10 protein-coding genes are annotated in these 13113 nt (G+C 65.5%); 7 read left to right on the top strand and 3 right to left on the bottom strand.

The features are described 5' to 3' along the window. The 3 genes from hemA to ispG form a co-directional block, all read left to right on the top strand. Nucleotides 1–921 (top strand): 5-aminolevulinate synthase (gene hemA, locus PVW46_RS15065; protein WP_274576447.1); only part of this gene is annotated, 921 nt, incomplete at its 5' end. A gap of 125 nt (nucleotides 922–1046) precedes the next feature. Then, nucleotides 1047–2885, top strand: a complete 1839-nt coding sequence (locus tag PVW46_RS15060; RefSeq protein ID WP_069208887.1) for a helix-turn-helix domain-containing protein — start codon at nucleotides 1047–1049, stop codon at nucleotides 2883–2885. A 92-nt stretch (nucleotides 2886–2977) separates the two neighbouring features. Continuing rightward, a complete protein-coding gene (gene ispG, locus PVW46_RS15055) occupies nucleotides 2978–4102 on the top strand; it encodes a flavodoxin-dependent (E)-4-hydroxy-3-methylbut-2-enyl-diphosphate synthase (RefSeq protein ID WP_043138710.1) in 1125 nt (374 codons plus the stop codon). A 6-nt stretch (nucleotides 4103–4108) separates the two neighbouring features. Here ispG and PVW46_RS15050 read toward each other — a convergent pair whose 3' ends face one another. The 3 genes from PVW46_RS15050 to PVW46_RS15040 are packed head-to-tail and all read right to left on the bottom strand — an operon-like array spanning nucleotide 4109 to nucleotide 6663. Beyond that, nucleotides 4109–4489 (bottom strand): hypothetical protein, encoded by a 381-nt coding sequence (locus PVW46_RS15050; protein WP_274576442.1) that lies wholly within the window; start codon nucleotides 4487–4489, stop codon nucleotides 4109–4111. Between the two features lie 41 nt (nucleotides 4490–4530). Beyond that, a complete protein-coding gene (locus tag PVW46_RS15045; RefSeq protein ID WP_043138713.1) occupies nucleotides 4531–5310 on the bottom strand; it encodes a DsbA family protein in 780 nt (259 codons plus the stop codon). Between the two features lie 24 nt (nucleotides 5311–5334). Continuing rightward, complete coding sequence (locus PVW46_RS15040) at nucleotides 5335–6663, bottom strand: M48 family metalloprotease (RefSeq protein ID WP_069208885.1); 1329 nt, start codon at nucleotides 6661–6663, stop codon at nucleotides 5335–5337. A gap of 57 nt (nucleotides 6664–6720) precedes the next feature. On the opposite strand from PVW46_RS15040, the gene PVW46_RS15035 reads away from it, so the two are divergent. The 4 genes from PVW46_RS15035 to prfB all read left to right on the top strand — a co-directional run bounded on the left by PVW46_RS15035 (nucleotide 6721) and on the right by prfB (nucleotide 13045). Continuing rightward, nucleotides 6721–7878: an aminotransferase class I/II-fold pyridoxal phosphate-dependent enzyme gene (locus PVW46_RS15035; protein WP_069208884.1), complete on the top strand. Its 1158-nt coding sequence runs from the start codon at nucleotides 6721–6723 to the stop codon at nucleotides 7876–7878. 71 nt (nucleotides 7879–7949) lie between these two features. Then, nucleotides 7950–9155, top strand: a complete 1206-nt coding sequence (locus tag PVW46_RS15030; protein WP_069208883.1) for an N-acetylmuramoyl-L-alanine amidase — start codon at nucleotides 7950–7952, stop codon at nucleotides 9153–9155. 102 nt (nucleotides 9156–9257) lie between these two features. Further along, nucleotides 9258–11786 carry a penicillin-binding protein 1A gene (locus PVW46_RS15025; RefSeq protein ID WP_069208882.1) on the top strand — a complete coding sequence of 843 codons (2529 nt, stop codon included), beginning with the start codon at nucleotides 9258–9260 and terminating at the stop codon, nucleotides 11784–11786. Nucleotides 11787–11920: 134 nt separating this feature from the next. Next, complete coding sequence (gene prfB, locus PVW46_RS15020; protein WP_043138724.1) at nucleotides 11921–13045, top strand: peptide chain release factor 2; 1125 nt, start codon at nucleotides 11921–11923, stop codon at nucleotides 13043–13045. Nucleotides 13046–13113: the final 68 nt, after the last annotated feature.

The following is a 13113-nucleotide window of genomic DNA, read 5'->3' as shown; positions in this document are numbered from 1 at the left end:
GACCTGCACGGCAAGGAGGCGGCGCTGCTGTTCACCTCTGCCTATATCGCCAATGACGCGACGCTGAGCACGCTGCCCAAGCTGTTCCCGGGCCTGATCATCTACTCGGATGAGTTGAACCACGCCTCGATGATCGAGGGCGTGCGCCGCAACGGCGGGGCCAAGCGCATCTTCAAGCACAACGACCTGGACGATCTGCGTGCCAAGCTGGAGGCCGACGATCCCGCCGCGCCCAAGCTGATCGCCTTCGAATCGATCTACTCGATGGACGGCGATTTCGGCCCGATCGAGGCGATCTGCGACCTGGCGGATGAATTCGGCGCGCTGACCTACATCGACGAGGTCCACGCGGTCGGCATGTACGGCCCGCGCGGGGCAGGGGTGGCGGAACGCGACCGCCTGATGCACCGCATCGACATCATCAACGGAACCCTGGCCAAGGCCTATGGTGTAATGGGGGGCTATATCGCCGCCTCGGCAAAAATGTGTGACGCCGTGCGGTCTTATGCACCGGGGTTCATCTTTACGACTTCCTTGCCGCCCGCGGTCGCCGCCGGTGCTGCCGCCTCGGTCCGTCATCTCAAGACCGACCAGGAGCTGCGCGACAGGCACCAGACCCAGGCAAAGATCCTCAAGACCCGGCTCAAGGGCATGGGCCTGCCGATCATCGACCACGGCAGCCATATCGTGCCTGTGATTGTCGGCGATCCTGTCCATACCAAGCAGCTGAGCGACATGCTGCTTGAGGGCTATGGCATCTACGTGCAGCCGATTAACTTCCCGACCGTTCCGCGCGGCACCGAACGTCTGCGGTTCACCCCCTCGCCGGTGCACGGCCCCGACGAGATGGATCGTCTGGTGCGCGCGATGGACGAATTGTGGAGTCATTGTGCGCTAAATCGCGCTGAACTCGCCGGCTAAACCCCGCCAATACCTGTCAAATGGCTTGAGATGTGTTAGCCTTACCGTAATAACCGGGTTGCGCGAATCGTGCAGCCTGGACCGGGCAGGCACATAATTGATGGGTAGAATGGGGCAGTCTCGCAATGATCGGGCGCAAATCCCAGCACCGTGACGACAACGGCGACGACACGTCGCCGCAGAGCTTTGACGATTACACCCTGAAACTGGGTGACGTCATGCGCGGTGAACGGGCGACAATGGGCAAGTCGCTGCTGGATGTGCAGCGAGAGCTGCGCATCAAGGCAAGCTACATCGCCGCAATCGAAAATTGCGATCCGTCCGCCTTTGACACGCCGGGGTTCATCGCTGGCTACGTCCGATCCTATGCCCGCTACCTGGGGATGGACCCGGATGAGGCATTCGCGCATTTCTGCGCGGAAAGCGGCTTTTCCGTTGCGCACGGCATGTCGCAAGAGGCCTCTGTCATCCGCAAACCCAAGAACGACGAGGCGCGCGCGCGCAACCGCGATTCCATCGCGGAACCGCGCATGCCCTTTGCCCCGGCCAATGACAGCCTCCTGTCACGGGTCGAACCCGGCGCGCTGGGATCGTCTCTGGTGCTGTTGGCCCTGATCGGGGGCATCGGTTACGGCGGCTACCGCGTGTTGCAAGAGGTGCAGCGCGTGCAGGTCACGCCGGTCGATCAGACCCCCATTGTGTTGAGCGAGTTGGACCCGCTGCAGGCCGCCATCGCGCCCAGTGCGCGCGACGAAGGCGATGAAACCACGCAGGCCGGGGTCTTTACTCCGCCCACGACCGAAGCCTTTGACCGCCTCTATCGTCCGCAGGCGCTGGACGTTCCGGTCCTTGTGGCGCGTGACGCCCCGATCTCGACCCTCGACCCCGAACGGGTCGGGGTCTTTGCCGGAAGCGGGCCGCGCGGTCTGCCGAATGTGCAGGACAGTTCACTGGCTGCCGCCGCCCTGGCGGACCGCCTGGTCGCCGAAGGCGTGATCCCCGAATCCACAGATGGTCCGACGCTTGTCAGTCCGCTCGCCGCGGCCAGCGGTGTCATGGTCGTCGCCGTGCGCCCGGCCTGGGTCGAGGTCCGGTCCGAGAATGACGGCGTGCTGGTCTCTCGCGTGTTGAACGCGGGCGAGACCTTTGCCGTGCCGCGTGATGCCGCCAGCCCGCGCATTCGCGTTGGTGAATCCGGTGCGGTCTACTTCAACGTCGACGGTCGGACCTACGGCCCCGCCGGCCAGCCCGGACGAGTCACCAGCAATATCTCGCTGGCCGGCGCTGACGTCGTTGATCGCTATGATGTCGCGGATTCGGCCAGGGACCGCGATCTGGCCTCTGTCCTTGTGGATCTGAACCTGGCTGCGCCGCAGGTGGCCCGGGCAGAGCCGGTGCAGCGCGCCGGTCAGAAGCCGATCCCCACCGACCTGGCGCGGAACGTGCCGAACATCCCGCCGGTCGCCCGGCCCGAAAGCATCGCTCTTGCGGCGGCTATTGCCGCGGCGCCCGCTCCTTCGGTTCCCGCGCCGCAGCCGGTCGCGCCTGCGCCCGAACCCGTCGAGGTGGCGGAACCGGCCCCCACGCCGGAACCCGTGCAGCCCAACGTGCCGCGCGTCACCGCCGAACGCGCCCCCGGCATCACGGTGGTGGCCGTAGCGGAAACCTGGGTCGAGATCACCTCGCCCTCGGGCAAGAAGCTGTTGGCACGCCTGCTGAAACCGGGTGACACCTACCAGGTGCCGCAGACGGACCAGGCGCCGACGATCTTCTCGGGCAATGCGGGCGGTGTCTTTTTTGCCGTCAATGGCGAAACCTACGGACCCTATGGGCCCAGTGGCCAGTTCGGGCGTGATCTGGCCTTGTCCGCCGGGGACATCCAGCGCGAGATGCAGGTTGCTGACCTGACCCGGAACCAGACACTGGCCAAGGTCGTCGCGGAACTGGACCTGCAGGGCCAGTAACGACACGCGGCGCGATGGCGCACGGGCTGGTCTGTGGCGCGCGCAGGGACTAGTGTCCGCCTCGAGACCAACGCAAACACAGGACAGAGCGCATGAGCCTCAATCACGTCCGCCCGTGGCGCAATATCTATCGTCGCACATCCCGGCAGATCATGGTGGGAAACGTCCCCGTCGGGGGGGATGCGCCGATCAGCGTGCAGACCATGACCAACACGGTCACCACGGATATTCCCGGTACTATCAAGCAGGTACAGGCCGCAGCTGAAGCGGGCGCGGACATTGTCCGGGTCTCTGTCCCCGACGAAGACTCGTCGCGCGCGCTGAAGGAGATCGTGCGCGAAAGCCCGGTGCCGATCGTCGCCGACATTCATTTCCACTACAAGCGCGGGATCGAGGCCGCCGAGGCCGGAGCCGCCTGCCTGCGGATCAACCCGGGCAACATCGGCAGCCAAGACCGCGTGCGCGAGGTGATCCAGGCGGCGCGCGATCACAACTGCTCGATCCGGATTGGCGTGAACGCAGGCAGCCTCGAAAAACACCTTCTCGAGAAATACGGCGAACCCTGCCCCGACGCGATGGTCGAAAGCGGGCTGGATCACATCAAGATCCTGCAGGATAACGATTTCCACGAGTTCAAGATCAGCTGCAAGGCCTCTGACGTCTTCATGGCCGCCGCCGCTTACCAGCAGCTTGCCGAACAGACGGACGCGCCCATCCACCTTGGCATCACCGAGGCCGGGGGCCTGATGTCCGGCACGATCAAGAGTGCCATCGGGCTGGGCAACCTGCTGTGGATGGGGATCGGCGACACGATCCGCGTGTCTCTGTCGGCGGACCCGGTCGAGGAGGTCAAGGTCGGCTACGAGATCCTGAAATCGCTTGGCCTGCGCCATCGCGGCGTCAACATCATCTCATGCCCGTCCTGTGCCCGGCAGGGGTTCGATGTGATCAAGACCGTGGAAGTGCTTGAAAAAAGGCTGGAGCACATCAAGACACCGATGAGCCTGTCGATCATCGGCTGCGTCGTGAACGGCCCCGGCGAGGCGCTGATGACGGACGTCGGCTTTACCGGCGGCGGCGCGGGCAGCGGCATGGTCTACCTTGCGGGCAAGGCCAGCCACAAGATGTCCAACGACCAGATGATCGAGCACATCGTCGAAGAGGTCGAGAAGCGGGCAGAAGTCATCGAGGCCGAACAGGCGGAAGCGGCGGAGTAGCCCGCCTCATTCCGCCAGGTATCGCCCCAGCACAAAGGCGGGCATCTCACCCCGGATCAACCTGTCCCGCATGACATAGGAGGGCAGGGTGTCCAGCGTGAGCGCCTGCATCAGCGCGGCGTTTTCGGGCTCACCCGTGTCCAGCAGACGCACCGGGACCCCCTGCGCCTGGGCCATGTCCTGCAAGTCAGTCCAGGCCGTGCCACAGCTGCCGCACTCCGGCCCGCTGAACATGACGATCACGGCGCCATCGTCGCCGAACAGCGCCGGCGCATGGCTTGCGATAAGGTCCAGGTCGCCCTGGCGTTCATCTTCATAGAAATCTGTCGGTGCTGGCGCGCTCAGCGCCCGCAACCGTTCCGACAGCGTCATCTCCTGCGCCAGCACGGGGCTGGCGCAGAAGGCGCAAGACAGAAGCGCGGCCCGGATCACTCGGCGGCGCGCTGGTCTTCGATGATCTGGCGCATGGTCGGCAGCGGGGCGTAGCCGCGCACCATTTCCTCGCCGAAAACGAAGCTGGGTGTGCCGTTGATGTTCATGGCAATGGCCAGTTCGCGGGTTTCCGCGATGCGGCGGGCGACTTCGTCACTTTCCATCTCGGCCATGATCGCATCGGCATCCAGGCCCAGTGTCTGCGCGATCCGGCGCAGCGGTCCGTTGCCCGGGTTGCCTTCCAGCGTGATCAGCGCATCATGCACGGCCTTGTAGGCCTCATCCCCGGCCACGATATGCGTTGCCACGGCGAATTTGGACGACACCATCGAGGCCTCGCCCAGGATCGGGAATTCCTTGAGGATGTAGCGGATGTTGCCATCGCTGGCGATCAACTCTTCGACCTCGGGATGGGCGCGGCGGCAATAGCCACAGCGGTAGTCCATGAACTCGATCACGGTGACGTCGCCATCGGGGTTGCCGCCGACATAGGAGAACCCGTCATCCAGAAGGCGCGCCATGTTGTCGGTCACCAGGGCGTCGTCCTGCGCCGCCTGCGCCTGTTTTTCGCGGTCTTCGAGGACGGCGACCGCCTCCATGATGACCTGCGGGTTTTCCAGAAGGTATTCGCGCACCTGGGCCCCGAAGGCAGCGCGCTGGTCGGGCGTCATGGACGAGAAATCAAAGCCGCCGTCGTCCTGGGCCTGCACCATCGGGGCCGCCAGAAGGCAGAGGGCAGCGGCACTGCCGCGAAGGAATTTGGTCGAGGTGAACATGGGGACTCCCAATCATGTTGTCTGTTATTTGGCCTGTTTCGCCGCACTTAGCACATCCTGTGCCCGTTGCCACGGGGCAGAGCCGCGGGGCAGCGTGGCAACCGCGCGTTCCGCGTGCAGCCTTGCGTCCTTGAGGCGCCCTTGCAGGGCATAGCGTTCCGCGGTCACGACCGAGGCCATGCCCGGCTGCCCGGTCTTGGCATAGGCGACGGCAAGGTCACGCAAGACGCGGGCATCGGTGAAATCACGTCCGCGTGCCGCCTCGAGCGCCTTGAGAGCCTGCCGGTGGTTCCCGGTCGCCAGCAGCGAACGACCGAGCCCGCCCAGGATCAGCGGTTCGCGCGGGGCGCGATTGGCAGCCGCCTGGTAGACCTGGACGGCGGCGCCGAACTGGCGCGACTCCAGCAGGATCTGACCCTTGAGTTCCAGCAGGTAGGGATCGCCGGGGCGCAGCGCGATGGCGCGGTCGATGGCGGAGAGGGATTTTTTCAGGTTCGACTGGCGGTGCCAGGCCACGGCCTCGCGCATGTGGGCGATGTCCTGGCTTCCACTGTCCTTGAGGCGCCGCAGCGTCCAGGACGGCGCACGCTTGAAGGCGGTCAGCTTGCCCTGCGCCCGTTTGAACCAGTATTGCGCGGTGGCATCCCGGCCCGGACTCTTCTGTCCCGCCACCAGCGCCTCGAGCGCGCGCTGGCGGTCGCGGGTCATCGGGTGGGTGCGCATGTAGGGGTCCTGGCGGCCGACTGACAGGGCTTCTTGCCCGCGAAAGAGCTTTTGCACCTCCAGCGCGCCGCGCGGATCGACACCGGCACGCATCATGAACCGGACAGAGGAGATGTCGGCGGCGGATTCCTCGGCCCGGGTATGCGACATGAACAGCCGCATGGCCGAGGATTGCGACCCGATGGCGGCGGCTGCCGCTGCCTGGCTGTTGGCCCCTGCCGCCGCGGCGGCCGCGGCCAGCGCCATGCCGATTCCTGCGGCGGTGCGCGCGGCGCGCAGGTTGCCAAGGCGGCGCGCGATATGGCCATTGGCGATATGCGCGGCCTCGTGCGCGATCACGGCCTGCAGGGCCTCGGCACTGTCCAGCCGCATGATCAGGCCGGAATGCAGGAAAATATGCCGCGTATCGGTGACAAAGGCGTTCAGCGACCCGTCGTCGATCACGATGATCTTGACCTGCTGCGGGCTGAGGCCGGCGGCGGTCAGAATGGGCGCGGCAAGCTGGCGCAGCGCATATTCCATGTCCGCGTCGCGCAGCAGCGTGGTGGCCGCCTGGGCCGGAGCTGCTGCCAGAATGGACAGAGCCATGACCAGGGCGGTCAGACGGGACAGGATCGTGTGGCGTATCATTGACGGGCTGCTCCTTGTGCTCGTAAGCCTCACTGGCGACACAGTAGAGAGGCAGGCATGCGGAATTCAAGGCGGGGCGCGGTTGATCCCTTTATCGTGATGGACGTGATGGAAGCGGCACGCCTGGCAGAGGCCGGCGGGCGCAGCATCGTCCACATGGAACTGGGCCAGCCCGGCACCCCTGCGCCCGCCGCGGCCCGCGCCGCCCTGACGCGCGACATGGAAAACGATCCTCTGGGATACACCGTCGCGCTTGGGCTGCCGGAACTGCGCGCCCGCATCGCGAAACTCTATGATGAGTGGTACGGGATCGACCTGGATCCGGGCCGGGTGGTGGTCACGCCGGGGTCCTCCGGCGGCTTCATCCTGGCCTTTACCGCGCTGTTCGACGCGGGCGACCGGATGGCCTTGGGCGCGCCCGGCTATCCGTCCTACCGGCAGATCCTCAAGGCGCTGGACGTGACCCCGGTCGAGGTGCAGTGCTCGGCGGAAAACCGCTATCAACCCACGCCCAGGGACCTCGCCGGAATAGACTACGAGGGGCTTTTGGTTGCCAGCCCGGCGAATCCCAGCGGCACGATGCTGGAAAAGCCGGAACTGGCCGCGCTGATCGCGGACGCCCAGGCGCGAGGCGCGGCCTTCCTGTCGGATGAGATCTATCACGGGATCGAGTATGAAAAGGACGCGGTCTCGGCGTTGGAAATCAGCGACGATGTCGTGGTGATCAACTCCTTCTCCAAGTACTTCTCGATGACCGGCTGGCGGATCGGCTGGCTAGTGGTGCCCGAGGACATGGTCCGCCAATTCGAACGCCTGGCCCAGAACCTGTTCATCTGTCCGACACATGCCGCCCAGGTCGCGGCGCTTGCGGCGCTGGACGCACAGGACGAGCTGGAAGAAAACCTGGCCGTCTATGCGCGCAATCGCCAGTTGATGCTGGACGGCTTGCCGCGGATCGGCTTCGACCGGATCGCGCCGCCGGACGGGGCCTTTTACGTCTACGCGGATGTGAGCCATCTGACCAATGACAGCCGTGCCTTTGCCCGCGAGATCCTGGACCAGGCGGGCGTTGCCGTGACGCCGGGGCTGGATTTCGACCCGGTGCGGGGGGGCGGCACGCTGCGCTTTGCCTATGCCCAGTCGACCGAGGAGATCAAGGAAGGGCTTGCGCGGCTCGGGGCCTTCATGGCCGCACGCGGGCAGGGCGCCGCCTGAACCGGTCCGTCCGGGATTGATCGACCTGACCGGATACCCCTAGAGTGCGGCAAACACCGGAACCGGGGCAGATGAGCAGATTTCTTACTTTCCTGATGGCGCTGAGCCTATGGGCCGGCAGCGCCGCCGCGCAGGATGCCGGGCTCGCCCGGCTGATCGACGGGCGGATCGAGGATCGCCGGTTCGGCGGCACCGAGCTGACGCTGACCCTGTCGCAGGGCGTGCCCTGGCGGGTGTTCACCCTGACAGAGCCCGACCGGCTGGTGCTGGATTTCGCCGAGGTCGACTGGCAAGGCGCCGATCCCGCCGACCTGGACCAGAGTGACCGGATCAGTGCCCTGCGGATGGGGCTGTTTCGCCCCGGCTGGTCGCGACTGGTGGCGGAACTGGCAGAGCCGATGCTGGTGCAAAGCGCTGGCATGCGCGTTCTGCCCGATGGGGCGGGTGCCGAACTCACCCTGCAACTGGAACCGGGTGATGCCGAGCGCTTTGCCAGCACCGCCGGTCCGCCGGCCGATCCGTCCTGGGTCCAGACCCGCCCGCGGGCCCGCCGCTCTGTCCCGGACCCGGACCTCCCCCTGACCATTGTCCTTGACCCGGGCCACGGCGGCATCGACCCGGGCGCGCAGAGGGATGGCGTGACAGAGGCGGACCTGGTGCTGACATTCGCGCTGGAACTGCGCGAGGTTCTCTTGCGGTCGGGTGACTACGATGTGCGGCTGACCCGGCAGGGGGATCGCTTTGTCTCTCTCGAAGGGCGAGTGAAATATGCCCATGAGGTCGGGGCGGACCTCTTCATCTCCTTGCACGCGGATGCGCTGGAAGAGGGTGTGGCGCATGGGGCCGCGGTCTACACGCTGGCCGAAGAGGCGTCCGACGCCGCCTCGGAGGCCCTGGCCGAACGGCACGACCGGGACGACCTGCTGGCGGGGTTGGACCTGACCGGAACCGATGACCGGGTCGCCCAGATCCTGATGGATCTGGCCCGGCTCGACAATACGCCGCGCAGCCAGGCGCTGGCCGAACACATCGTCGCCGGGATCGACGGCTCATTGGGCCATGTGCACAAGGACCCGCTGCGTCAGGCGGCCTTTTCGGTGCTGAAATCGGCCGACATTCCATCCGTGCTGGTCGAACTTGGGTTCCTGTCGACGGAACAGGACCTGCGCAACCTGCAGGACCCGGTCTGGCGTTCGGGCATGGCGCGCGGGCTGCGGGACGGGATCGCGGCCTGGGCATTGGAGGACGAGGCCCTGTCGCGCCTGCGACGGCAATAGGGCGCCATTTCGGCAAACCGCCGCCCGGCGCGCGTCGATGTGTTTTGACCCATGCCCTTATGCGCTATAAACACGGCTTCAGTCGGGTAGCGGGAGCCGCATGTGCTGCGTTTCATCTTTTCCTTCTTCGGGGCGATCTTCTCGGTCGTGACAATGGGCGCCATGATGGTCGCACTGACCATCGGGGCCGTGTTCTGGATGTACGGGCGCGACCTGCCCAGCCACGAACACCTGGCGCAGTATTCGCCGCCGACGATCAGCCGGATCTATTCGGCCGAGGGCCGCGTGATCGACGAATTCGCGCAGGAACGGCGCCTGTTTACGCCCGCGCGCGAAATCCCGGACATGGTCAAGCATGCCTTCATTTCTGCCGAGGACAAGTCGTTCTATACCCACAATGGCTATGACCCGCGCGCTATCGTGTCGGCGGCCATCGACACGGCACGCGGCAACACGCGCGGCGCCTCGACGATCACCCAGCAGGTGATGAAGAACTTTCTGCTGTCAGGCGACCGTCGCGTCGAACGCAAGATCAAGGAGATCATCCTGGCCAGCCGCGTCGAAGGCGCGCTGGACAAAGAGAAAATCCTTGAACTGTACCTGAACGAGATCTTCCTGGGCCAGAACGCCTACGGCGTCACCGCCGCCGCGCAGGTCTATTTTAACAAGACCCTGTCGGAACTCGCCCCGCATGAGGCGGCGACGCTGGCCTCGTTGCCCAAGGCGCCATCGGATTACCATCCGGTGCGCCGCAAGGAGCGTCTCCGCGAACGGCGCGATTTCGTGCTGAAGGAAATGTTCGAGAACGGCTATATCGACGAGGGCACTTATGAGGCCGAGGTCGCGATGCCGCTCAAATCCGTTCAGAACGGTGATTTCGAACCTTACCAGCGGTCGCTGCCACCCCGTGACTATTTCACCGACGAGATCCGCCGCCAGTTGAGCCGCGACTTTGGCGAGGAACAGTTCTTTTCCGGCGGGTATTCCGTTCGCGCGACGCTGGACCCCGAGATGCAGGGGAAGGCAGCCCAGGCGCTGCGCAGCGCGCTGGAACAATACGACCGTTCGCGCGGTGCATGGCGCGGCACCGGCAAGACGATTCCGGCCGATACCCTGGGCGACGAGGCCAAGTGGCGCGAAGCTCTGGCCGACCTGCGCGTGGCCCGCGACATCGAGCTGGAACATCCCTGGCACGTGGCGGTGGTGCGCGAGGTGCGCGACAATTCTCTCCTCCTTGGGATCGAGGACGTGGCCCTCGACGATCCACGCGGCATGACCGTGCCCCGATCCGACACCGACTGGTTCAAGGGCAGTCTTTTCGACAATTTCGAACCCGGCGACGTGATCCATGTCCGCCAGATGACCCAGGACAGCGACGGCGCCTTCATCCGCTGGAGCCTGCGGCAGGTGCCCGAAGTGCAGGGCGGTTTCATGGCGATGGACGCCCACACGGGCCGCGTCATCGCCATGCAGGGCGGGTTCTCCTACCAGAACTCGGTCTTCAACCGGGCAACGCAGGCGATGCGCCAGCCGGGGTCGAGCTTCAAGCCCTTCGTCTATGCCTCGGCGCTGGATTCGGGCTATTCGCCCGCGACCATCGTTGTCGACGCCCCGATCGAGGTGGACACCGGTGCCGGCGTCTGGCGCCCCAAGAACGCCTCTCACCAGTATTACGGCCCGACACCGCTGCGCACCGGGATCGAACGGTCGCGGAACCTGATGACGATCCGCCTGGCGCAGGAAGTGGGCATGGACATCGTCGCCAGCTATGCCGAGAAATTCGGCGTCTACGACCGCATGGGCCTGTCCATCGCGAACTCGCTGGGCGCGGACGAGACGACCCTGTTCCGCATGGTTGCCGCCTACGCGATGTTCGCCAACGGCGGCGAGCGGGTCGAACCGACGCTGGTCGACCGGGTTCAGGACCGCTACGGCACCACCGTCTATTCGCATGAATCCGTCTTTGGCAACAAACGGGTCTGCGTCGATTGCGACAATCCTGACCTGCCGGAGGGGCAGGCGCCGCGTATCGCCGACGAGCGTGAAAGGGTGATGAACGCGGTCACCGCCTACCAGCTGACCTCGATGATGCGCGGCGTCGTCGAGCGTGGCACCGCCGCGCGTACCGTCAACCTCAGCGTGCCGACCGCGGGCAAGACCGGCACCACGAACGACGCCAAGGATGTCTGGTTCGTCGGCTTCACCTCGAACATCGTGGCGGGCTGCTACATTGGCTACGACACGCCGCGGTCCCTGGGCCGCGGGGCCTCGGGGGGCGGCATGTGTGGCCCGGTGTTCAACGAATTCATGAAGGAAGCTGTCAAGAAGTACGGGGGCGGCAACTTCAAGGTTCCCGAGGAATGCCAGTTCATCAAGATCGACCGTTTCTCTGGCGCGCGCCTGCCGGACGATGCCAGCGGCCCCAACGTCGTTTCCGAGTGCTTCCGCCTCGGCGAAGAGCCCATCTTCGGCGTGATGTTTGACGGCGGCTTTGCGATCTCGGGCACCTTTGACGTGATCCAGCCGGACGGATCGACCGTCGCGCAGGAGGTCACGACCTCGACCGGCGACAAGGCCATCGTGGGACCAAAGGCGGGCTTTGGCACGCTCAGCTCTGGCGGGCTGTACTGACATACTCTTCCGCGAGGACGAGCAGGGCGGGGCACCGGGCTCAATCGGTCCGCCCTGCTGTTCCCCGGCTTGCCCGTCCGCCTGCCCCTTGCTATCACGCATCACCCGAGAGGACCGAGACAGGACCATAAGACATGCGCGCAGAGACCCAGAACCACGTGGAAAAGATCGAGAAATCGCTCGACCTGCTGGCCCAGCGCATGGACTGGGGCACGGCCCAGCACCGGCTGGAGGAATTCAACGCCCGGGTCGAGGACCCGAACCTCTGGGATGACCCGGCGGCGGCGCAGAAACTGATGCGCGAACGTCAGCAGCTGGTCGACGCGATGGAGACCTACACGGCCATGAAACAGGATCTCGCCGACCAGATCGAATTGATCGAACTGGGCGAGATGGAGGACGACCAGGAGGTTGTCTCCGAGGCCGAGGCGGCGATCGCCGCGCTGGTCGACAAGGCCGCCAAGAAGGAACTCGAGGCGCTCTTGAACGGCGAGACGGACGGCAACGATGCCTTCCTGGAAATCAAGGCAGGTGCCGGCGGCACAGAGGCCTGCGACTGGGCGCAGATGCTGGCCCGGATGTACGTCCGCTGGGCCGAGAAACGCGGTTTCGAGGTCGACCTGCAGGAAGAGCAGGCCGGCGCCGAGGCGGGGATCAAGTCCGCCACCTACCAGATCAAGGGGCCGAACGCCTATGGCTGGCTGAAGTCCGAGAGCGGCACGCACCGGCTGGTCCGGATCTCGCCCTTTGGCAAGGGCACGCGCGAGACGTCGTTCGCCGCCGTGGGCGCCTATCCGGTGATCGACGACAATATCGAGATCGAAGTGAACCCGGCCGACATCCGCATCGACACCTTCAGGTCCTCGGGCGCCGGTGGTCAGCACGTCAACACCACCGACTCGGCGGTGCGGATCACGCACGCGCCCACGGGGATTGTCGTGACCTCGTCGGAAAAGTCGCAGCACCAGAACCGGGACATCGCCATGAAGGCGCTGAAATCGCGGCTCTACCAGCTGGAATTGGACAAACGGAACGCCGAGGTCAACGCCCTGCACGAGGCCAAGGGGGATGCGGGCTGGGGCAACCAGATCCGGTCCTACGTGTTGCAGCCCTACCAGATGGTCAAGGACCTGCGCACCAACTACGAGACCGCCGATACCTCTGGCGTTCTGGATGGTGACCTTGACCCCTTCATGGCGGCGACCCTGGCGATGAACGTGGCAGGCAAGAGCCGCGCGGACGCCCAGGCCGAGGACTGATCCTCGGCGGTGGGAGGGGACGCTGCCCCCGCGCCTTCGGCGCTCCCCGAGGTATTTTTCAAACCAAA

Source organism: Mameliella sp. AT18, from assembly GCF_028807275.1.
GTDB lineage: Bacteria > Pseudomonadota > Alphaproteobacteria > Rhodobacterales > Rhodobacteraceae > Antarctobacter > Antarctobacter albus.
This window is presented reverse-complemented; position numbering and strand designations above follow the sequence as displayed.